Origin of the sequence: Desulfobacter vibrioformis DSM 8776, assembly GCF_000745975.1 — a bacterium.
GTDB classification, from domain to species: domain Bacteria; phylum Desulfobacterota; class Desulfobacteria; order Desulfobacterales; family Desulfobacteraceae; genus Desulfobacter; species Desulfobacter vibrioformis.
In genome coordinates this window covers 27256-49960 of sequence record NZ_JQKJ01000027.1, presented here as the reverse complement: position 1 = coordinate 49960, position 22705 = coordinate 27256, and the positions used below count along the sequence as shown (strand labels likewise).

Below are 22705 nucleotides of genomic sequence, written 5' to 3'. Positions count from 1 at the left end.
AAGACTAAACTCGCCGGTCCTCCTTGTATCTCATAATAGGCTGCCTCATACAAGATGCGGTTAATCTCGCGCTTACTTTTCTGTAACGCCTGAGTCACTGCCAGTGTGGGGCATTTACAGCCTAATTGAAACTGCCAAAGCAAATAGTCTTTAACCATACTGGTATCTTTGTTCCCTCTGGAAAAACTCCTCGATACTTATAATCAAGGATGATTACAAAACCTTGTTGCCTCACTATCTCGATATGCCCAGTCTTGCAGGTCCTCTTTATATCGCATAACGAACCGTACTTGCCAAGGTGTGGTTTATTAAGCGCTTACGGAACAAATTCAGGCAAAGATGCAACCGATCTCGCAAGAGGTGGCGGAAGCGAGGGTTGTGCCACAAGTTGAAAATGCGATTAGTCGTCTGATTGAGGTTGGCATGCCTTACCTCCATCTATTTACGAAGTCCCGAGAGGCTTTTCGTGGCTAACCTTTTGCTCCACCGGATTCGGGCCAAAAGGCGGCCCTCTCCGGTGTATTTGAAGAGGGTTTCGTTCAAGCATCTCGATCATTAACAGATGAACGTAGAAAGTATGTTGCCAATGTTGTGGCTAATGGGGTCGATGAAGGTACAATCGAATATTCAGAGTCAAAATACATATTAAAATTACTTCAAGAACTGAATGAACAAGAGATTATATGGCTAAGGTTCTTCTTTTTTTTGCGCCCGGTTATGACTGGCGTTAAGGCTACCGACATAACGCGGGACATTTTGACCCGGTGATGAAAATTTTGCAGCACCTGAACCTCATGAATCGGGGGTTCCGGAGAAGCCTTGTTTTAAGGGGGGGGCCGGCTTAAACCGGTAGCCATCAAAGATTACTCATCATGAGTCAAGAGCAGACCCGGCCTTTAGTGGGTGACCCTTTTATTTTACCTGGAAAACACTGAATGACGTGCGGTGTCGGTGATGGCCACAACCGCCGGGTGCTTAAGAATTCGTTCAACAGAGATGGCATAAAACCGGTCCTTGATATTGTCGCACCGGCCTATGATGTCCACCTGGTACTGGTCTTTAACCTCCGATTCAATAATAGTGGGCGCAATAAATACACCGTCTCCGGCCTGCCCGAAAACCGTCAGCAGGGCATTATCCTCAAACTCAGCGACCACCACCGGCCGAATGGACAACGCCTCGAACCATTGATCGACAGCGCCCCGAAGCCATGACATGGTCATGGGCATTAACATGGGGGCGTTATCCAGACAGTCCGGAAATTTTTCAGGCAGGCTTTGGGCCAGTTTTTTTTCGGCAAAAAAAGTGATGCCGCATTCTCCTAAAAAATGGTTGTAGGTTTTCACGCTGAGGCCGGGCTGGGGCAAACCGTCGGAAATCACCAGGTCAAGATTGTGCAGGGCAAGATCCGCAAGCAGGTCTTTTTCCTTGCCTTCGTGACAGGCCAGGCGGACGGTTTTCCCCATACCCAGGGCCGGTTCAATGAGTTTTCTGGCCATGAGTTTAGGCACCACATCCACGATTCCGACTTTAAGTGAAAGCGGCCCGACCACTGGCCGGCTGTGAACCTGATCCATCAATTCCCGTCCCAAAGAAAATATCTTGTCCGCATATTGGAACACCATCTGTCCCAGATCCGTGGCTTCCAGTTTCCGCCCCTGCCGGTTGAACAGTTTTCCCCCCAAAGACGCCTCTAATTTAGTGAGCTGGGCACTGATGGTTGACTGGGCCAGTCTGAGCCTGGTGCTGGCTGCAGTAATGCTGCCTTCCTTCATAACTATCCAGAAATAGTAAAGATGATGATAATTAAGCCATTCCATATTTTATTCGCTTTTTTCGAATAGTAATCACTATATTATCTATTTGACCGAATAAACTCAGCCCGTTATGATCTGTTTTCTCTTTGCTGCTCAAATTTTAATATGTGGACAGCCTATCATGAAGCCTGCAAGAGGGTCCACGGTTTTGACCGGAGGTTAATGCGGTTTGTAAACAGCCGGTCACCCGATGATGATGTCGGGGAAATATGGTGATATTAAAACAAGGAAATGACGTTTATGAAAGATGCTGTGAAATTGATGCTCATTACGGTCGCATTGCTGGTGCTTCCGGCCATGGTTTTTGCCCAGGCTGAGGCCTCCTCTGCTGCGGCCTCCGGACTGACAGACACTGCCTACGGATATTTTGCGGTAATTTTTTTTATCGTGGCCTATGCCCTGGTCCCCCTGGAAAATAATATCCATTTAAGAAAGAGCAAGCCCGTGCTGTTGGCTGCCGGTGTGATATGGGTTCTGGTATCGCTGGCCTATGCCGGTATCGGAGATACGCACACCGCCCATGATGGCATAAAACACAGCCTTGTTGAATATGCGGAACTGTTTTTGTTCCTGCTGGCGGCCATGACCTACATTAACGCCATGGAAGAACGCAATGTTTTCCAGCGTCTGCGGGCGATTCTGGTTTCCCGGGGCTTTTCTTTAAGGCAGATTTTCTGGATTACCGGGATTCTTGCCTTTGTCATCTCCCCGGTGGCAGACAATCTGACAACGGCATTGCTCATGGGGGCGGTGGCCATGGCTGTGGGCGGAAAAAACAAAGGCTTCATCAGTCTTGCCTGCATCAATATCGTGGTGGCGGCCAATGCCGGTGGTGCGTTTTCACCATTTGGCGATATTACCACCCTGATGGTCTGGCAGAAAGGCAAGGTGGCCTTTTCCGAATTTTTTTCCATCGCCATCCCCTCACTGGTAAACTGGCTGGTGCCGGCCGTGGTCATGAGCCTGTTTGTGGGCAAGGATGTTCCCGAGGCCCTGGACGAATCCGTTACCATGAAGTATGGGGCCTGGGTTATTATGGGGCTGTTTCTGGCAACGATTGTGACAGCCGTCTGTTTCCACAATATGCTGCATCTGCCCCCGGCAACCGGCATGATGCTGGGGCTTGGATATCTGGGGATGTTTTCTTATCATATCAAGCGCCGTGAGAACCAAAGCATGAAATACGACCCCATTCTCGGGGTCCGTGATACGGACGCCACCCCTTCACCTGACTTTATTCCCTTTGACATCATGAAAAAAATATCCAGGGCTGAATGGGACACCCTGCTGTTTTTCTATGGCATTATCCTTTGTGTGGGCGGACTGGCCCAATTCGGATACCTTGCGCTGATTTCCAAATTTATGTACCTGGATCTCGGGGCCACCTGGGCCAACACCTTTGTGGGTGTCCTGTCGGCCATTGTTGACAATATTCCGGTGATGTTCGCCGTTCTCACCATGGATCCGGCCATGTCCCACGGCCAGTGGCTCCTGGTCACCCTGACGGCCGGTACCGGCGGCAGTATGCTCGCCATCGGCTCTGCGGCCGGCGTGGCGCTTTTGGGAACTGCCCGGGGGACCTACACCTTCGGGGGCCATCTGAAATGGACCCCGGTGATCGCTCTGGGCTATGCCTTAAGTATTTTATGCCACCTGTGGCTCAACAGGGCGATGATGTAGACAGGGTCTGTTCCCCTCATCACCTTAATGGACGATGGTTTTCATTAAAGTTTTTCTGATTCAATCTTTTTCAGGCGCTTCGTCATAGAGGTCATAATCAGGATAATATTTTTTTGCACATTCCTGGCAGATACTGTGGCTGAATAATGCTTCTGAGTGCTCGCGGATATAACTTTCAATTGAGTTCCAATATCCTTTGTCATCCCGGATTTTTTTACAATGGGAGCAAATGGGAAGGAGCCCGCTTAAAGTTTTCACCTCGGATAAAGCGTGTTGGAGTTTCTGAATGAGTTTTTCACGCTCTTTTTCAATTTCTATCCGTGCAAAAATTTCCTCGTTAAGGTTCTTGTTCGACGCAAGAAGTTCTTTAAAAATCAATTCGTATGGATTGCGAATACCGGTTTCAATGATGACCCTGTAAATCAGATAAAATGAAAAAAGCTTGAAGTAATGACCGATCAGGTTTGATATCCCATAGTTGCTCACATAGAACGTAAATGCCAGTTCGGAGATGATTGTACACCCTATCGACAAGGAGAGGAGACGATAAATATTTTTTTCGAATCTGGCTCTGTTGTTATGCAGGAGCAGTATGCTGCCCACGAGAATCAGGCAAATAATATATTCACTGATCTTTTTGAAGGTTGTAAGTCCTACATCCGCCGCAAAACACACCGGAAAAAATTTCCAGATGAAAATACTCAACACAAAAATGGTTGTAAACACCATGTAAACAATGAAAATCATCTCGGGCTTAAACTTCAAGGTCTTATCTGCTCCGAGAAAGTAAAAAGCAAACAGAAGCGTGATGCTCTCCATATATCTGGCTGCTATCCACAGCTGGTTGGCATAATAATCATAATCGGTGAATATAGGCATTCCCTTGTATGCCAGAGTATGAAGGAGGTCCAAAAATGCGATGAACAAGTAAGCGATACCAATAAACAGAAGATATTGATTTTTTATATAATTTTTTGAATTCCAGGTGATCATGAAAACAGAAAATGCCACAACGATGCTGAATATTTCAACAAGGCTGTGAAACAGCAGATAATTGACAAAGGTTGTCATGTATAGACCCACAAGGACCGCTGTTATGAATAGATAATGAAGCACCTTCTACACCACGGCCAGCAGCATGAAACAATGGGAGAACCGTCCGCTTTCAGGGATAAAGCAGAGCAGTTTTTCCCCTTTTTTCAACGTTCCTGATTTAAACAGTTCTTCCATGATGATGTAAATGGATGCTGAGCCTACGTTTCCCGTATAGGACAGGTTGGTAAACCATTTATCATAGGGCACCTCAAACCCGGTCTCCTTCATGGCCTGGTAAAATTTATCCCTGAAATAGTGTGATGAATAGTGGGGCAGATACCAGTCCACATCTTCGGGTGTTAACTGCCGTTTTGCGGCAATTTGCCCCAGGGCTTGTCCCATGGTTTGAACAATGTGGCGGCCCAGCAGCCGGGTATCCTGTTTAACGGCAAGCAGATTTTCATTCACGGCATCTTTGCAGGAATCAGCCTCCCGCCACCCGGAAATGGAACCGTCTTTATTCTGCTTGCCCCCGGCATACATGCAGGTGGCAAGTTCCCCGGCATAGGAGATCATGTCGATCCATTCAATTTTTAACGAAATACCCCGGGGATTCGGCGTATTGGAAACAAACGCGGCACCGGCACCGTCGGAAAGCATCCAGCGAAGAAAGTCGGCATTGAACGCAAGGATCGGGGCATTGGAAATATCTGCATCAGGATCCACTGCCAGGTTGAAAAAATCAGCCCGCATGAAAGATGAGGATAGTTCCGAACCGGTACAGACACCATTTTCGGACGCACCGCTTGCCACAGACATCTGCACATATTTTAACGCGGTCATTCCGCTCAGGCATATGCCCGAGGTTGAAACCACTTCACAGGGAGGCACCGCAAGTTCTCCGGCCACCATCATGCCATGCCCGGGCATGATCACGTCCGGGCTTGTGGTGCCGCAGCACAAAACACGGATGTCACCGGGTGTAAATCCGGGATAGGGACACAGCTTCCGAACCGCCTGGGCCGTGAGCTGGGCATTATTATGGGTAAATTTTCCAGTCAATGGGTCAATGGCATAATACCGTTTCTCAATTTTATTATTGGCCAGCATTTTTCCCTTGCTCAGGGAGGGAATCTCGTTGATCCGGCCAAGGACATCTTCAATTTGACTGTTCAAGACCGGCTGGTTGGGTAAAAAAACGGACAAATCATTAATATATACGGGGTGGGTCATCTGTTGGTTCCTGTTTCATTGTTTTTTATTGAACAGATTTTAAGCTGATAAAACTATCCCAATCAACCGATAAAAGGCAAGGGAAAAAACGTCCTGATTTGCCTGCGGCCAAAGCGTTAACCGCATGAAATATCTGGAATTGAAGCATAATGTTTTAAAGTTTCCATCAAATTTCGAACCGCTGTTTATCTTGACCGCATACATCTGAAATGATATAGAGAATGGTTTTATTGTCCTAGGCTGGACAATAAGCATAATTATTTTATCCTTGCTCCGGGTTATACAATAAGGTTGATCCGGGGCTTTATATCCACAAGGAGGAAAAATGAGGAAGTACGAAACCGTATTTATTTCTGATCCTGACCTGTCAGACCAGGCCCGTGAAGAGCTGTTCGAAAGAGTTAGAAATATCATTGGCAGGGAAAATGGTATTATTCTGAACTTTGATGACTGGGGCGTAAAGAAACTGTCCTATGAGATCAAAAAGAAACTGCGCGGGCATTATGTCTGCCTGACTTACGGCGGAACCGGAGCGCTTGTCACAGAGCTTGAAAGAAATTTTCGCTTAAGCGATCTTATCATGAAATTCATGACCATCCTTATTACGGAAAACGTCACCGAAGAATCTCTTAAACAAGAAGCTGAAGAGGTTCAAAAAGCAGCCAAGGAAGCGGCAGAAACCGCACCCGAGGAAGAAGATGACGCGGAAGAAAAAACCGATACGGATGAAAATAATGCAGATGACCAGGATGATGCGCAACAGCCCGAATCCGAAGAGACATCTGAACCTGCCGAAGAATCCAAGGAATAATTCAAGCACAAAGGAGATCAAGTATGTATAAAGGTCAAAGAGGCGGCGGCAAAAACAGATTCTATCAGCGCCGGAAAATTTGCAGGTTCTGCGTGGACAGCACCATGGAACTCGACTATAAAAATCCCAAAGCACTCAAGCAGTTCATTACTGAACGGGGCAAAATCATTCCCCGCCGTATCACCGGAACCTGTGCCAAACACCAGCGCAAGCTGACTGTGGCCATCAAGCAGGCCCGGCAGATTGCACTTCTGCCGTTTGTGGGTCGCCCCTTAAATTAAAACAAAACAGGTTTTCACAGGTTTTTGGCATATGCCGTTATCCATCACACACCCGATTTTCATCAGGGAAACGTTGACAGGCATTATTTTCTGTCTGTTGATTTATGGAGTGGTGTTTGCATTTCCCCTTCTTGGTGTATTTGTTCTACTGTTTCTACCCCTGCCGGTTCTTTTTTACCGCCTTAAACTTGGCAGAAACAGCGGTCTTCTGATTGCAGCGGTAAGCTTTTTTATACTCGTACTCATGACCAAAGGCGTCGCGTTTGACACACTTTACTTTGGACTGCTCCTGGCAACCGGTATGGTTTTAGGAGAATGCCTTGAACGGCATATAAGTATTCAAAAAACCATGGGACTGACCACTTTAATGGCTGCAGGCGTTATCATTGCAGCGCTTATGGTCTACACCATCAGCCAGGGACGCACACTATCCGTCATAATGACGGATTACATGAATCAGTCTTTGAGTATTGCCAAGCAGCTCTCTCCTGAGATCGGAATGGATCCGGACATGACCCAAAAACTGATATCATCCATGATGATTGTCATGCCGGCCATGTTCATGGTCTCGTTTATGACGACCCTGTGGATGAATATCCTGCTTATCAGGAAACTGTTAACGCGCAAGGGTATCATGATCAAAAGCATTGAACACCTGAATCTTTATAAAGCACCGGAAATGCTGGTCTGGGCAGTTATCGGCTGTGCAACGGCACTGATGATTCCCCTGGGACCTGTGAAAATCGTTGGCATCAACTGCCTGATCGTTTTAATGCTTGTCTATTTTTTTCAAGGAATTGCAGTTGTCTCCTTTTTTTTCCAGCAAAAAAACACACCCATGGCTCTGAAAGGATTTTGTTATTTTCTGATTGCCGTACAGGTGTACGTTTTAATCCTTGTCATTGGTCTTGGTTTTTTTGACAACTGGATTGATTTCAGGAAACTTTCTGCATCACGAAAATAAAACTATGCCGGACCGTAAAAAACAGCGGCCGGATTGGAGGTTTACAATGAAAGTAATATTAAAGGAAACCATCGACACTTTGGGTATAGCAGGTACTGAGTGCAAGGTGGCAGAAGGCTATGGACGCAATTATCTGCTGCCCCAGGGTAAAGCGGTTCTTGCCACCCCTGCCAACCGCAAGGTGATGGAACAGGCCCGCGCGAAACTTGAACTTCAGATTGCCAAAGAAAGAAAGATTGCCGAAGAGATGGCAGCAAAAGTCAAAGAAGTTGCTATCAAAATCAAGGCCAAGGTCCGTGAAGAAATTTATCTTTACGGGTCTGTAACCAGCCATGACATCAAGGAAGCCCTGGACGCACAGAATATTGACGTTGAGCGCCGGTGCATTCTGCTTGCAGAACCCATCAAGGAAACCGGTGAATACAAGGTACCCATCCGTTTATATAAGGATGTGGAACCGGAAATCACAGTGACGGTTGTTGCCGAAGAAAAACAGGAAAAATAGTTCCGATGCCTGCAGATCTAATGTTCTTTGGGTCTGCAGGTATTTTTTTAAAGGCCCATAATGGCAAAAAAAGAAACCGTTAATTCAGATCACCTGCTCAATCGCACCCCCCCCCATGATACAGATGCAGAAGCCTCGCTTCTGTCCGCCATTTTTATTAATAATGACAGCCTGTTTGACATTATTGAAATCCTCAAACCCGATGATTTTTACAAAGGTGCGCACAAAAAGATCTTCAGGGCCATCACAGAACTTTCCGGAAAAGAGGAACCTGCTGATCTTGTCACAGTTGCCAATCACCTGAATGAAAAAAATGAATTAGAAGGGGTTGGCGGGCCTGCTTTTCTTGCGGCCATTTCCGATGCAGCACCGGTGGCCGTCAATGCCGTGCATTATGCCAGGATCATCCGTGAAAAATCCACGTTGCGGCAGCTTATTAATGCCTGTTCTGAGACCATTGAGCGCTGTCTTGAGGACAGGGGTGATTATAAAGACATACTTGATGCATCCCAGGCAGCCGTCCTGAAAATTGCCGACCGTCAGTCCGGCGGTTCTTTTAAGCCCCTTTCGGAACTCATCAATCTGAACATTGACCAGTTAGAAGACCTGCAGGGCAAGGAAGGCGGACTTGCAGGGCTGTCAACCGGGTATCCAAGGCTTGACAGAATTACATCCGGACTGCAGCGTTCGGACCTTATCATTCTGGCGGCCCGCCCCTCCATGGGAAAAACCGCCTTTGCCCTGAACATCGCCAGAAATGTGGCGTTTCACTACCGCAAACCCGTGGCTGTATTTTCCCTTGAAATGTCCAAGGAACAATTATCCATGCGGCTGTTGACATCCGAGGCCCGGGTGGATGCCAACCGCTTGCGCAGCGGGGTATTCAGTCCCGAAGACTGGCAGAATTTCACGGATGCTGCGGGCGTTCTCAATGAGATGCCCATTTTCATTGATGATACCCCGGCCATATCGGTCATGGACCTTCGGGCCAAGGCCAGGAAACTGTTCCAGATTAATAAAGATATTGGATTAGTGGTCATTGATTACCTGCAGTTAATGAAATCATCCATCCGTTCCGACCGGAGGGATCTTGAAATTGCCGAGATATCCAGGGCACTGAAATCCCTTGCCAAGGAGCTCAGGATCCCGGTTCTCGCGTTATCCCAGCTTAACCGCGCCCTTGAACAGCGTTCGGACAAACGGCCCATGATGTCTGATTTACGCGAATCAGGCGCCATTGAGCAGGATGCGGATATTATTTCCTTTATTTACCGGGACGAGGTTTATAATAAAGAGCCGGACAATCCCAAAAAAGGAACAGCAGAAATCATTGTTGCCAAAAATAGAAACGGCAGTATCGGTACTGCACACATGGTGTTCAACGGCCAGTACACCCGGTTTGAGGAACTGGCCCCCGAGGCCTACCAGGGATTTAAATGAAACGCATCGTCTACGGCACCCTTGACGGGTTAAACAAAGCCCAGATCAACCGGATCGAAAATCTTTACAATCTCAAATCGCCGCCGGAATATATCCTTTCCCTTCAAGCCGCCATGGAAATGGTTGCCATCAGCCGGGATATCCGCCGCCAGATCGGCCTTCTTCTGGACCGCAACGGAAAAGTGATCTGTGTCATTGCAGGAGAACCCCACCGGATTGTTATTCCGGTAACACCGGATTTTCGGCCCGGACCGGGCCGCCTTAAGGGGCTGCGCTGCATTCATACGCATCTGTCCCACGAGGCATTGACACGGGATGATCTCACCGACCTTGCCCTTCTGCGCCTGGATTATATCACTGCCATCTGCCTGAATGCTGACGGAACACCTGGCCCTGTGTACTCCGCGCATATTCTGCCTGACCCTGAAGCAGATCCTTACAGGATCCTGCCCGGTACATCCCTTGACGATCTGGATACAGACTGCCAGGCTCAAATTCTGGAACTTGAATCCGAACTTTCCCGGCACAACCGCCGGCACAGCCCGGAAACCGGCCGGGAAAATGCATTTTTGATCAATGCGGAAACGCAAAATATCAGTTCTGCCCATATATCAATGGATGAGCTCAAGGAATTGTGCAAGACAAGCCACATCAATGTGGTGGGCACGGCCATCCAGCAGAGAAAAAACATTGACCCCAAATTTGTGGTGGGCAAAGGCAAATTATCTGAACTGATCATCAAGGCCATCCAGAATTATGCCACATTGCTTGTCTTTGACCGGGAACTCAGTCCCTCCCAGATACGTTCCATCACCGATTTTGTGGAGATGAAGGTCATTGACCGCACCCAGCTGATACTGGATATTTTTGCCAAACAAGCCAAATCCAGTGAAGGCAAATACCAGGTGGAACTGGCCCAGCTTGAATATATGCTGCCCCGCCTGGTCACGAAAAATACGGCCATGTCCAGGCTGACAGGCGGAATTGGCGGCAGGGGCCCCGGGGAAACCAAGCTGGAGGTCAACCGGCGTCGTGCCCGGGAGCGTATCACCCGGCTGAAAAAAGAGATCGAGAAAATCCGCAAGCAGCGCAAACAGCAGAAAGCACGGCGAAAAAGGAGGGACCTGCCGGTCATCTCCATTGTGGGGTATACCAATGCCGGCAAGTCAACATTGCTCAATACCCTGACCCAGAGCAGCATTATCGCCGCAAACCGGCTGTTTGCCACCCTGGATCCTTCGTCTCGAAGGCTGCGGTTCCCCCGGGACAAGGAAGTTATCATCACAGATACCGTGGGATTTATCCAGAACCTGCCCAAGGAACTCTTAGAAGCCTTTCACGCCACCTTGGAGGAACTTGAGCAGGCAGATGTCATTCTTCATGTCATTGACATTTCAAACCCCAGGTACATGCAGCAAAAAGAGACTGTGGACCAGTTGCTGAAATCCTTGAACCTGCATAAAATTCCCACCCTGTATGTGTTCAATAAAATGGACCAGGCTGATTTGAACAATTTTGATTCACCCTGGCTTTTAAACCAGGGGATTCTGATTTCAGCATGTGATAAGGCAAGTCTTGCCCCGCTGGTTGAAAAACTTGAAGCCATGGTGTAAGGCCCAGGATTAATTTTTAGTAAAACATGGTTGAAAAAAAGCGACACATACTTTATTTATTTTTTATATTTTTAATATAAAAATCAATTGCCTTGGAATTTCATATGAAAATACAATTGGACCGGCTATTTGAAGAAGAGATGATCAAAGAAGACTCAATGGATATTCCGGAGTGCTTTGGGGAATTTGATAAAAACTGCCGACTCTGTTTCGATTATTGCGCAATATCCATAAAATGCTGCATTATGCAGACCCGGCACCCCAAAATTGATATTCTGGAAAAACTTTTAATTTACAATGATTATGCCATAAAACCCAACTGATTCTTTATGTTCCCAGAAAGCGTCATTTAAAAGCTGCCGGATTCAAGCTTGTCGGACAGATACTTAATCTGCTCGTAACGTTGACCTTTTTGTTTCATTTCCTTTTCAACCTCATTGACCGAATAGATGGCCGTAGCATGGTAACGCTTAAAACTGGCACCAATTGCCTTTATGGGCTGGTCCGTATACTGCTTTGATAGAAAAATCGCCACCTGGCGGGGTTTGACAATGCGGTGTTTCCTGGATTTAGACACAAGCTCCTGTTCGGAAACATCAAACGCTTCACAGACCAGTTTTTTGATCAGATCAATGGTGATGCGTTTGCGCGTCCCAGTCATTTTTTCAAGCACACTCCTGGCAAGCTCAACATCAATTTTCCGGTTCATCAGCCGGCCCCGGGTAACAACGCTGATAAGCGCACTTTCAAGCTGGCGGACATCATCACGCGCTTCCTGGGCAATATATTCAGTCACGGGCGTGGGCAAAAGACATTGTATGACCTTGGATTTCTTATTTAAAATCTTAACCCGGGTTCCAAAATCAGGTGTCTTGATCTCCGTGACGATCCCCATATTCAGCCTGGATTTCAGACTTTCATTTAATTTAGGGATCTCATCAGGCCGTTCGTTGCCTGAAAAAATAATTTTCTTATCCGCATCAATCAGATAGTCCAGGGTCATGGCAAGCTCTTTCTGGGTGGCGGTCTTGCCGGTCAGAAAATGGACATCTTCCAGGATCAGCACATCACATTTAATACGGTATTTTTCCTTGAACTGGTCAATACTGTTATTTCTCAAGGAATAGATCATTTCATTGGTAAAGTCTTCGGCCGTGACATAAAGAACCCGCTGGGTCCGGTCGTGGGCCATCATATGGTGGCCCACGGCCTGGGACAGATGGCTTTTACCCAGACCGGTTTTACCCAGAAGAAAAAGTACGCCGGTCCCGTTAAGATTACCCTGGGCCAGACATAAAGACGCCGAATATGCAAAGCTGGAGTTGTCCCCCACAACAAAATCGTCAAATGTAAAATTCTTTTTAAGCATGCGGCCGGAATGAAATGCCGGTGTCATGCCGGGCAACTGTGGATGAAATTCCGGCGGAATATTGACGGCTGTCGAGATGGCAGGCATCACCCCGGTTGTTTTTTGTGCCCGCTTGGAGCCTGAACTTATTTTTTTGTTGTTTACCTTAAATTCAATGCGGACTTTTTGGCCCAAACGCAAAAAGCCTTCTTCAAAATAGCCCAGATAGTTTTCTTTGAGCCGTTTGATATAAAAATCATTGGGTGCTGACAGGACAATCCTCTCGGCATCATGGGCAGATAAGGCCACAGGTTCAATCCACATTCGATAACAATGGTCCGGAACTGATTCTTTAATATGTAATTTAACTTCTTTTAAGAACGACTCCATCGAACAATACACAGCCTTCCAAACAATACAAAGCAACGCCCAAAGCAAAGCGGCTAAGTGGTTTTACATTAATAATAATGGTTAACGGTGACCATAGTGATTTTAATATTTGGATCTTGTTTTTATGTGAATATAATTTATTGGTCAAATGGAATAAAGATAGTCCGGTCAGGATTGGAATAATGCATGGTATATTTTTTTAACAGCCTGTTTTAATAAGATATTTTTCGTGAAACAAAGAGAATACTTACTGATTACAATGGGTTCGACAAATCCCTATTTTCAAAAGGTATTTTTTAAAAAAATAAATATTCGTAAAGATTTTTTATTTTTTTTCTTCGATTTTTGACGATTATCTTTGAATTTCTCCCAATTAAACAAAACTCTAAAAAAACGGTCAACCCTAAAATGCATCATAGTTTCACAAATTCGTTCCTAAATTGTATTTACACCCTGTTGAGTCAATAGTATATTTTGCAAATTTAACATAATAAATGAAAGCAATATCTAATTATGAATACCCGTTCAGACCGGCCTGTGCTTGGCATAACCATGGGAGATCCTGCAGGTATCGGCCCTGAAATAATAATTAAAAGCCTTACAGACCCTGAAATTACCAATTTGTGTACCCCTGTTGTTTTAGGTGATCTGGAAATACTTAAAAAAGCAGATATTAATTTCGCAGTTCTTCCTAAGTTAGTTACGACAGACGATTTATCCTGCGATTTCTCTAATTTTCCCACGGGTTGCCTGGTCCGCCTTTCCAGCCTGAACCCGAATGTCACTGAACTTGGGCACCCCACCCCGGATACCGGAAGAGCCATGGAAACCTATATCAATACCGGGGTGGATCTTGCCCTGTCCGGTGCCATTGATGCCATGGTCACAGGCCCCATTACCAAAACAGGCCTGAAACTGGCCGGGTCATCCTTTCATGGGCATACAGAGCTGATCGCACATAAAACAGGGACTGACAATTTTGCCATGATGATGGCGGGGACCCGCCTGAAAGTGGTTTTAACGACCATTCACATCCCCTTGTCCCAGGTGCCGGGGCAGCTGACCTGCCGGGAAATAACAAGAATCATCAACCTGACCCGGGACACCCTGATCACAAGATTTGGTATACCCACCCCCAGACTTGCCGTGGCAGGCTTGAATCCCCATGCAGGCGAACAAGGCATGTTCGGTAACGAAGAAGCGGATATCATTTTACCGGCAATAATACAGGCCCGGGAAAAAGGGGTTGATATTGCAGGCCCGTACCCGCCGGATACCGTATTTTTCAACGCGGTTGAAGGGCGGTTTGACGCCGTAATCTGCATGTACCATGACCAGGGACTGATTCCTTTTAAGCTTGTACATTTCAGGGACGGGGTTAACACCACCATCGGACTTCCCATCATACGCACATCCGTGGACCACGGTACAGCCTATGACATTGCCGGGAAAGGGATTGCTGATCCCACAAGCATGAAAGAGGCCATTAAAATGGCGGCGGTCCAGGCGGTCAATCAAAAAAGGCATGGCAATGGCAACGGCAATTGATCAGATCATAATCAAAGGCGCCAGAACCCATAATCTGAAAAATATTGATGTCAGCATCCCCAAGAACAGCCTGACTGTGATTACCGGCCTTTCCGGCTCCGGCAAATCCACCCTTGCCTTTGACACCCTTTATGCCGAAGGCCAGAGACGCTATGTGGAATCGTTATCCACCTATGCCCGCCAGTTTTTAGGCCAGATGGACAAACCGGATGTGGATGCCATAGAGGGACTCTCCCCGGCCATTGCCATTGAACAAAAAACCGCTGCCCACAACCCGAGATCCACAGTGGGAACGGTCACGGAAATCTATGATTACCTGCGCCTTCTTTTTGCCAGGGCCGGCAGGCCCCACTGCCATATCTGCGGCACCCCCATTTCACCTGCATCCATAGACCAGATCATACAAAGCATCCTTTTTCCAATGCCTGAAAAAGGGCAAAAAATAATGGTGCTGGCACCTGTGGTCATCAATAAAAAAGGCGGACACGGCCAGCTTATTCATCACCTGAAAAAGGAAGGCTTTGCACGGCTTAAAATTGACGGGCATGTCTGCTTAATCGAAGAGGCACCGGCCCTTGATAAAAGAAAACCCCACGCCATAGAGGTTGTGGTGGACCGGCTGATTTTAAAACAGGGGATCGAACAAAGGCTGACCGATTCCGTTGAGACCGCACTGTCTCTTGCCCAAGGCCAGGTGATCATAGACAACCTGGATCTAAAAACACAGACCCTTTTCAGCGAAAAAGCCACCTGCCACACCTGCGGTATCTTTTATCCGCAATTTTCCCCTGCCAGTTTTTCCTTTAATTCCCCCCAGGGTGCATGCCTCCATTGTGACGGCCTTGGCCATCTAAGGGAATTTGATCCGGCAAAAATTGTCCCGAACCCCCATCTGTCCCTGCGCCAGGGGGCGGTACTGCCCTGGGCCGGAAAGGATTCCGTACGTCATATGGAGTTTTTAGATGCCCTGGTGACCCATTATAATGAAGATATCTACACCCCCTTTAAAGACCTTTCCCCGGAGTTTCAAAAAATTATTCTCAGGGGGTCCGGCACCCGTAAAATTCCCTTTTATGTTGAACAGGCCGGGAAAAAAATCGTTTATGAAAAACCCTTTGAAGGTGTGATTGAACAACTTGCCCGGCGTTTGCGGGATACAAAATCACCTTCTGTCAAACAGACCCTTGGTAAATACATGGGGTATACAACCTGCTCTCAATGTAATGGATCACGCCTGAACCCCGGTGCTTCGGCTGTTCAGGTGGCAGCTAAAACCATCCAACAGATTTCAGCCATGTCTGTCAGACAGGCCGCTGATTTTGTGAACACACTTCATTTGACCGGCAGGGAAAAAGCCGTGTCTGAATCCATTCTTGCGGAACTGTCCCAACGGCTTTGTTTTCTGGAAGATGTGGGTCTTGACTATCTGACCCTTGACCGGTCCGCAGCAACCCTGTCAGGCGGAGAGAGCCAGCGTATCCGGCTGGCCACCCAGATCGGTTCAAAACTTTCCGGGGTCCTTTATGTTCTGGATGAACCCAGCATCGGCCTTCACCAGCGGGACAATGCCCGTCTGCTCAGTACGCTGATGCACTTAAAGGACCTTGGCAATACCGTGCTGGTGGTGGAGCATGATGAAGAGACCATGCTGGCCGCAGATCACATTATTGATGTGGGGCCCCAGGCCGGTGTAAACGGCGGACATATTGTGTTTTCAGGTCCGCCCGAAGACCTGGCAAAAGCATCCTGCCTCACCGGGCTGTATCTGTCCGGAAAACGTAAAATTCCTGTGCCTGGAACCAGACGGACCAGCACCGGAAAATTTTTAACTGTCCTGGAGGCAAACGAAAACAACCTGAAAAACATTGATGTATCCTTTCCCCTGGGGTGTTTAACCTGTGTAACAGGAGTCTCCGGATCAGGAAAATCAACCCTGGTTCTGTCAACCCTTTACCAGGCCCTCACAAGCAGGATGAACCGGTCCGAAAAACCCGTGGGAAAACACCGGGCCATTTCAGGCATGGAATATATTGACAGGGTGATCCATATTGACCAGTCCGCCATCGGCAAAACCCCGAGATCCAATCCAGGCACCTACACAGGCGTTCTCACCCATATAAGGGAATTATTTGCCCAGACAACCGAAGCAAAGGCCCGGGGATACAAATCCGGACGATTCAGTTTTAATATCAAGGGCGGCAGGTGTGAATCCTGCACAGGGGACGGCACGGTCAAAATTGAAATGCATTTTCTGCCTGATGTTTATGTGACCTGTGATGTATGCAAAGGCAGACAATTCAACAGAGAAACCCTTGAAATAAAGTACAAAGGAAAAAACATGGCCCAGGTTCTGGACATGACCATCAATCAGGCCCTTGAATTTTTTGATCATATATCCGCCATCCGGCGCCCCCTTTCCACTCTGGTGGAAACAGGGCTGGGATATATCAAACTTGGCCAGGCCGCCACAACACTGTCCGGCGGGGAAGCCCAGCGCATAAAGATTGCCCGGGAACTATCCAAGAAAAGCACGGGGAAAACCATCTATATCCTGGATGAACCCACCACAGGCCTGCATACCGATGATATCAAAAGGCTTTTAACTGTTCTGGACAGGCTTGTGGATGCAGGCAACACCGTGGTGGTTATTGAACACCACCTTGATGTCATTAAATGCGCGGATTATGTCATTGATCTTGGACCCGAAGGCGGGGACCAGGGCGGGCAGATCATTGCCCAGGGCACCCCGGAACAAGTGGCCTGTGCACCGTTGTCCCATACCGGATTTTACCTGAACCGGGTTTTAGGGACAACAGAGTGATTTAACACTCGTCACAATAATTTTCCACCATACAGGATCCGTCCACCATGCAGGCAAAAACAATCTTTTCTGCCTGACCCACCATTTTGGCGGACACCGTTTCAAAGGTATCAGGTAAAGACGTTATAATCTGATGATCCGGCCCGGGGATGGCAGATATCCCCTCCCCTTCCACCTTTCCGCTTGTTCCTGAAATCAGTTCAGCATCCTGTCCATTGGTGACCACCACAAAAGGGATCTGGTAATCAAAGATCAGCCGCGACAATGCCAGGGTCGACAAACGCCGGGTCACAAGGGATCCCGGGGCATAGTTGACCATCATGACCGCGCGCCGGTTCCTGTAAACCAGGAAATCAACCCTCACCGTTGCACTGCGCCCAGCGGTGTGAATGGTTATTTCCCGATTCGCCTCAATATCTGATTTATCAAACCCCAGGCCATTTACCAGATGCCGGGCAATTTGCTGGCGGTACCGTTCATCATGGGTGTCCGGCAGGGTTTTCCCGCTTAAAAAATCAACAAGCTCACCCATAATCAGGTGATGGGAATTTTCACTCATAAAAACACCTTTACATTCTCACAGGCCATTGGTTCTTTGTTTTCATCAATTTATAAACTTATGATATTTTGTCATTGATATATTGTATTTCACCATCTGTCCGGGATTCAGTCAAGCCCGATTTTATAAATTAACAGGTACACAAGGAGTCATTGATTATACGTGTACCAAAGGACAATATTGTTCAAGCAGTTCAAAGGGGATGGCATAGGTAACTTCCCAGATCCGGGGTTCTGTTATTTCAGGATCAACTATGTCATGAAGCGTGTGTGCGACGGCAATGGCATCGCACTCTTTTTTTGTAAGGATGCCCCCGGGAATAATCAAGACTTACGGACAACTAATTTTAAAATTTATCCTGAACTTTGCCTGAAAAACCTTTAGGGGTACGCAATAAACCTAAGATGGTTCGTCTTTCTTTATTTTGTTGCTGTATACAAAATAATAAGCCCAACCGAAATGAAAAGAGGAGCCATGATGAATTTAATTAAATATACATCCGGCATCATAGCCTGCCTGATGATGGCCAGCCCGGCCATATCCGAATCTGAGGTGAAGGACATCCAGTCCCTGGGTAATATCATAGTTACGGCCCAGAAGGTGGAAGAGGATGTCCTGAAAATTCCTATGTCCGTATCTGTTTTTTCCGATCAGCATATCGAAGATGCAATGATCGACAATTCCCTTGACATGAAAAAATCCACATCGGAAAACATGATCTCCATTCGGGGGATCACCCCGTTTGATACCTCTGTCTATTCTCCTACAGCTTTTTATGTGGATGATATTCTTTTGCCGCTGCACTACATGCATAACATCGACTTTTTTGACCTGGAACGTGTGGAGATAATTAAAGGCCCCCAGGGAGCTTTATATGGAGGCAATTCAGAATCCGGGGTCATCAATGTGATCACCCGGCAGCCGGGCAATGAATTTTCCGGAACAGTTTTTATGGAAGCCGGAACTTATCCGTCCATTGGGGATGATCCCTTGATCGCCAAAACCCGGATAAGCCTGTCAGGCCCTGTGCAGAAGGACCGTCTCTATTTTGGTGTCGCCGGCATGTGGGAAGATAACGACGGATTCACAACCAACCTTAACACCAATGAAGATGACGCCTCCGAAATGAACAGGTACAATGGCCGGGTGTCGTTGCGATATACCCCGTCCCGGACATTTGAAGCCGTTCTGGTGGCCGATGCCATGAAAAACCGCGATCACATCGGGGTGTACCGGTTTGAGACCGGTCCTTACACCACAGATCCCCATACCATCCGCCACGAAGAGACAGACTGGTCCGATGAAGACGGAAACGGCCAGGCCCTGAAGCTGAAATACACAGCCCCATCCTTTGAATTGCTTTCCGTGACCGGCCGCAGGGATTATATCAATAAAAACCAGCAGGACTATGACTGCACGGCAGACCCCATGAATAACTGGGGCGAGGTGGTGGCAGGCTATGACGACATGATCCTGACCCAGGAATTCAGGCTGTCCTCGGTTAAAGATGCGCCTTTTACATGGCTGGTCGGTGTCTATGCCTTTAAGGAAGAGACAAGGATTACCCGGACCAATGCCGTTGCCATGTCCAATGATGCCACAGATATTGACAACAAAGGATACGCCTTTTTCGGGAACGGAACCTGCACCTTTTTGAACTGGCTTCATCCAAAACAACTATTCGGGTAAAAAGCTTCCGGATGTGCCGGAGTACACATTCAATCTGGGAGCCCAGTACCGGTTTTCAAACGGATTTTTCATGCGGGCCGATGTCAACGGGGTGGGCGCTTTTTACGGAGACCAGGCCAATACGGTCAAAGAAGATGCCTATGTCCTGGTCAACCTGAAACTGGGTTATGAAACCGAAAAATTCGATATCTACGTCTGGGGCAGAAACCTGTTTGATAAAGCGTACCACACCATCAAATATGACTGGGACGGCATGGAGCTGGTCCAGGATGCAGAGCCTTTCTGTGCAGGACTGTCAGTAGCATGGCGCTTTTAACCCCACACAAATTTTCGCCCAGGAATGAATTGAATATGCCGAACCCGTTTGAACAACATCCCTTTATTCCCAAAAGCACACAGATAATTGCCTCGGGCACAGGCCGGGACGTATCCCACCTGATCCTGGCCGGTATTTTCAACAGTCTGATCGTGATGCTCAGCCATATCCTGTATGCACTCCATTCCCTGGCAGGGCTATTTATCCTCTCCTATTTTCACCAGGCCTTTGAAAACCTGTTTCTGGCTACGGTGTATATTCTCATGGTGGTCAAGATACCCGGACGGGCCCTGACCATCAATGCCGGAGTGTGGGGATTTATGGGGCTGTCCATGGGATTCTGGCAGCTTCCTTTGATTGCCCTGCCCGCCGGAATTGCTGCGGACCGGTTTATCCGGGCCTGGGGGGCGGACAACTTCCGCGTGATTTGCGCCGGGTACTGCTTTTACGCCACCGTGTTAGCGGCTGCCAACGGCTGCCCTCTGCTTTTAATGACAGAGAGCCGGACCCTGGCCCGGACCGCCCGGGTGGACCCTTTTTTTGCCGGCCTCATTGACAAAATCACAATTCCGCTGTTCTGCACCCAGGTAGCAGTATCGTTTCTGGCCGCTGTTATCGGCAGCCTGATCGCCCGAAAACTGATCAACAGACACTTTAGACCGGCAGGCATGATATGAACCGTTTTTACGCATTGCTCCGGTCCGGGATACAAGCCCCGGTTCACGCTCTGATCAATTCCATGGACGAACGGGCCAAGCTGGCCACGGCGTTTCTCACCGCAGTCGCCTCCCTGGCCTGTGTCCAGTGGCAATGCCAGCTTGTTTTATTAGCGGTTCATGCCTTCCTTTATCCGGGAATTTTCACATATCCGGGATGCCCTGGCTTTCCGGGGCCTTGTGCTGTCCCCCAAAACCGTTATTGCCCATCCTGTCCGGGTGACGGAATCGGTGTTGATCCCCTTGCTTATGCGCAGCCTTTTTATTGGTGAAGAGCTGTCACGGTCGGCCCTGGCCAGGGGCTTTGACACACCGGGCCGGCCTGTGAGCCTTTACGATATCCGGTTTAAATTCAAAGATGCGGCCTGGACAGGTCTGTGGGCCGCAGACATTTGTCTTGTTCTCTTTTTTGACCGGTCCATGGGGGGCATATGATCCGAATAAAAGATTTAAGCGTCACCTACAACCCGGATAAAACCGGCTGGATACTCAAAGATGTCAATTTAACTGCACATCCCGGTGAATGCATCCTGATCTGCGGGGCCAGCGGGTGCGGAAAAACCTCTTTGACCCGGGCTGTGAACGGATTAATTCCCCACTTTGAAAAAGGGTGGCGGGCCGGCCGGGTCCTGGTGAATTACCCGGATTCATACAGGGATGTGAAGGATTTCAAACCCTATGAACTGGCCCGGATCATGGGGTCTGTGTTCCAGGACCCCCGGTCCCAGTTTTTTACCACCCGGGTAGATGATGAGGTGGCCTGGGGATGCGAAAACTTACAATTTGAAAGGGAAAAAACATCCGAGCGCCTGAACCTGGCCATCTCCGGATTTGGTTTGGCAGGCCTTGGGACAAGAGATATATTTGAGCTGTCCAACGGTGAAAAGCAGCGGGCAATATTTGCCTCCATATGGGCCATGGCCCCCTTGATCTATGTGTTGGACGAGCCCTTGTCCAACCTGGATCCGGGTTCGGTTCTTGCGCTTTCGCGCATTATCCGCCGGCTCAAAGAGGCAGGCCACACCATTGTGATTGCCGAACACCGCCTGTATTACCTGTTGGGTCTTGTTGACCGCCTGGTGCTCATGGACCGGGGAAAAATTCATGCCTGTTACCCCAAACACCGGGTTGAACAGATGGATGCGTCAGCCTGCAAGGCCCTTGGCCTGCGCCGGACCGATCTGTCACAACTGGCATTCAACGCCCCTTCCGGAACCACGGGTCCAGGCCCGGATCTCATCATAAAAGATCTTGAATACCGGCATAAAAAAAAGACAACCCCGGTAATCAATAAAATCAGTTTTCACATTGCACAAGGTGAAATCCTTGGCGTATGCGGCCCCAACGGCTCGGGGAAAACCACCCTGATCCGGCTGGTTTCAGGCCTGCTCAGGCAGACCCAGGGAACGATCAGCCTTGGCAGCACCCTGCTGCCGGCCGGGCAGCGCCTCAAAATATGCCATCTGTTACTCCAGCAGGCAGATCATCAACTGTTCGCGGCCAGCGTCCGCCAGGAAGTTCTGGCCATACCCGGGCAGGGGGACAACGTATCTTTCAGTGTTGAACGGGTTCTTCATCACCTTGGCCTTGCCCGGCTGGCACACCGCCACCCCCAGTCCCTGTCCGGGGGGGCAAAAGCAGCGTCTGTCCATTGCATGCGCCCTTGTCAGACAGGCGGATTTCCTGATTCTGGATGAACCCACCTCTGGCATGGACGCCGGGAATATGGATCGCCTTGCCAGCCTGCTCCACGAATATACCGCCATGGGGCATGGTGTGGTGGTGGTGACCCATGATGCGCAATTTTTGGCAAAAACCTGTTCCCGGGCACTGCTTCTGGACAAAGGAGAAATTAAAGCAGACCTGAACCTTTCAAAAAACGGCAACGATATAAAGGAATACCTGATCAAAGGGACACTACCCGAATTCAATTAAGGAG

Annotated in this window: 22 protein-coding genes; 16 read left to right on the top strand and 6 right to left on the bottom strand. The window is 48.3% G+C overall.

The annotated features are described in order from the left end of the window. Window positions 1-917: 917 nt before the first annotated feature. Window positions 918-1820 carry a transcriptional activator NhaR gene (gene nhaR / locus Q366_RS15470; RefSeq protein ID WP_035240633.1) on the bottom strand — a complete coding sequence of 301 codons (903 nt, stop codon included), beginning with the start codon at window positions 1818-1820 and terminating at the stop codon, window positions 918-920. A 237-nt stretch (window positions 1821-2057) separates the two neighbouring features. On the opposite strand from nhaR, the gene nhaD reads away from it, so the two are divergent. After that, window positions 2058-3497, top strand: a complete 1440-nt coding sequence (gene nhaD, locus Q366_RS15465) for a sodium:proton antiporter NhaD (protein ID WP_035240630.1) — start codon at window positions 2058-2060, stop codon at window positions 3495-3497. 60 nt (window positions 3498-3557) lie between these two features. Here the strand turns inward: nhaD and Q366_RS15460 are convergent, their stop codons facing one another. Beyond that, window positions 3558-4568 carry a membrane-associated sensor domain-containing protein gene (locus Q366_RS15460; RefSeq protein WP_051958093.1) on the bottom strand — a complete coding sequence of 337 codons (1011 nt, stop codon included), beginning with the start codon at window positions 4566-4568 and terminating at the stop codon, window positions 3558-3560. A gap of 48 nt (window positions 4569-4616) precedes the next feature. Continuing rightward, window positions 4617-5765, bottom strand: a complete 1149-nt coding sequence (locus Q366_RS15455; protein WP_035240627.1) for a beta-ketoacyl-ACP synthase III — start codon at window positions 5763-5765, stop codon at window positions 4617-4619. 325 nt (window positions 5766-6090) lie between these two features. Between Q366_RS15455 and rpsF the strand changes: the two genes are divergently transcribed. The 7 genes from rpsF (at window position 6091) to Q366_RS15415 (ending at window position 11702) form a co-directional block, all read left to right on the top strand. Beyond that, window positions 6091-6576: a 30S ribosomal protein S6 gene (gene rpsF, locus Q366_RS15445; RefSeq protein WP_035240622.1), complete on the top strand. Its 486-nt coding sequence runs from the start codon at window positions 6091-6093 to the stop codon at window positions 6574-6576. Between the two features lie 23 nt (window positions 6577-6599). After that, window positions 6600-6857: a 30S ribosomal protein S18 gene (rpsR, locus tag Q366_RS15440; RefSeq protein ID WP_035240621.1), complete on the top strand. Its 258-nt coding sequence runs from the start codon at window positions 6600-6602 to the stop codon at window positions 6855-6857. A 31-nt stretch (window positions 6858-6888) separates the two neighbouring features. Beyond that, window positions 6889-7821, top strand: coding sequence for a DUF2232 domain-containing protein (locus Q366_RS15435; RefSeq protein WP_035240619.1), 933 nt, complete (start codon window positions 6889-6891; stop codon window positions 7819-7821). 46 nt (window positions 7822-7867) lie between these two features. Further along, window positions 7868-8326: a 50S ribosomal protein L9 gene (gene rplI, locus Q366_RS15430; protein WP_035240646.1), complete on the top strand. Its 459-nt coding sequence runs from the start codon at window positions 7868-7870 to the stop codon at window positions 8324-8326. 60 nt (window positions 8327-8386) lie between these two features. Further along, window positions 8387-9766, top strand: a complete 1380-nt coding sequence (dnaB, locus tag Q366_RS15425; protein ID WP_035240617.1) for a replicative DNA helicase — start codon at window positions 8387-8389, stop codon at window positions 9764-9766. Continuing rightward, entirely contained in the window at window positions 9763-11379 is a 1617-nt protein-coding gene (gene hflX, locus Q366_RS15420) for a GTPase HflX (protein ID WP_035240615.1), read from the top strand. The genes dnaB and hflX overlap by 4 nt, the downstream gene beginning before the upstream one ends. Before the next feature lie 104 nt (window positions 11380-11483). Continuing rightward, window positions 11484-11702 carry a hypothetical protein gene (locus tag Q366_RS15415; protein ID WP_035240613.1) on the top strand — a complete coding sequence of 73 codons (219 nt, stop codon included), beginning with the start codon at window positions 11484-11486 and terminating at the stop codon, window positions 11700-11702. A gap of 26 nt (window positions 11703-11728) precedes the next feature. Here the strand turns inward: Q366_RS15415 and dnaA are convergent, their stop codons facing one another. Beyond that, entirely contained in the window at window positions 11729-13117 is a 1389-nt protein-coding gene (gene dnaA, locus Q366_RS15410; protein WP_035240612.1) for a chromosomal replication initiator protein DnaA, read from the bottom strand. A gap of 513 nt (window positions 13118-13630) precedes the next feature. Here dnaA and pdxA point away from each other — a divergent pair. Further along, window positions 13631-14665: a 4-hydroxythreonine-4-phosphate dehydrogenase PdxA gene (pdxA, locus tag Q366_RS15405; RefSeq protein ID WP_035240611.1), complete on the top strand. Its 1035-nt coding sequence runs from the start codon at window positions 13631-13633 to the stop codon at window positions 14663-14665. Then, entirely contained in the window at window positions 14649-17486 is a 2838-nt protein-coding gene (gene uvrA, locus Q366_RS15400) for an excinuclease ABC subunit UvrA (protein WP_035240610.1), read from the top strand. Before pdxA ends, uvrA begins: the two co-directional genes overlap by 17 nt. 1 nt (window position 17487) lies before the next feature. Here the strand turns inward: uvrA and Q366_RS15395 are convergent, their stop codons facing one another. Continuing rightward, window positions 17488-18045 carry a type I restriction enzyme HsdR N-terminal domain-containing protein gene (locus Q366_RS15395; protein WP_035240609.1) on the bottom strand — a complete coding sequence of 186 codons (558 nt, stop codon included), beginning with the start codon at window positions 18043-18045 and terminating at the stop codon, window positions 17488-17490. 156 nt (window positions 18046-18201) lie between these two features. Beyond that, on the bottom strand, window positions 18202-18372 hold the full coding sequence (locus tag Q366_RS21360) for a hypothetical protein (RefSeq protein ID WP_156968191.1): 171 nt from the start codon (window positions 18370-18372) through the stop codon (window positions 18202-18204). A gap of 147 nt (window positions 18373-18519) precedes the next feature. Here Q366_RS21360 and Q366_RS15390 point away from each other — a divergent pair, with 147 nt between their 5' ends. The 6 genes from Q366_RS15390 to Q366_RS22415 all read left to right on the top strand — a co-directional run bounded on the left by Q366_RS15390 (window position 18520) and on the right by Q366_RS22415 (window position 22701). Further along, window positions 18520-19734: a TonB-dependent receptor gene (locus Q366_RS15390; RefSeq protein ID WP_169742974.1), complete on the top strand. Its 1215-nt coding sequence runs from the start codon at window positions 18520-18522 to the stop codon at window positions 19732-19734. Window positions 19735-19747: 13 nt separating this feature from the next. Continuing rightward, entirely contained in the window at window positions 19748-20050 is a 303-nt protein-coding gene (locus Q366_RS15385; protein ID WP_035240605.1) for a TonB-dependent receptor domain-containing protein, read from the top strand. A 35-nt stretch (window positions 20051-20085) separates the two neighbouring features. Next, on the top strand, window positions 20086-20727 hold the full coding sequence (locus Q366_RS15380) for an MptD family putative ECF transporter S component (RefSeq protein WP_035240604.1): 642 nt from the start codon (window positions 20086-20088) through the stop codon (window positions 20725-20727). Between the two features lie 159 nt (window positions 20728-20886). After that, window positions 20887-21201, top strand: coding sequence for a CbiQ family ECF transporter T component (locus Q366_RS15375; RefSeq protein ID WP_035240603.1), 315 nt, complete (start codon window positions 20887-20889; stop codon window positions 21199-21201). Further along, a complete protein-coding gene (locus Q366_RS15370; RefSeq protein WP_051958092.1) occupies window positions 21198-22463 on the top strand; it encodes an ABC transporter ATP-binding protein in 1266 nt (421 codons plus the stop codon). Before Q366_RS15375 ends, Q366_RS15370 begins: the two co-directional genes overlap by 4 nt. Continuing rightward, entirely contained in the window at window positions 22348-22701 is a 354-nt protein-coding gene (locus tag Q366_RS22415; protein WP_169742973.1) for an ATP-binding cassette domain-containing protein, read from the top strand. The genes Q366_RS15370 and Q366_RS22415 overlap by 116 nt, the downstream gene beginning before the upstream one ends. Window positions 22702-22705 lie beyond the last annotated feature (4 nt).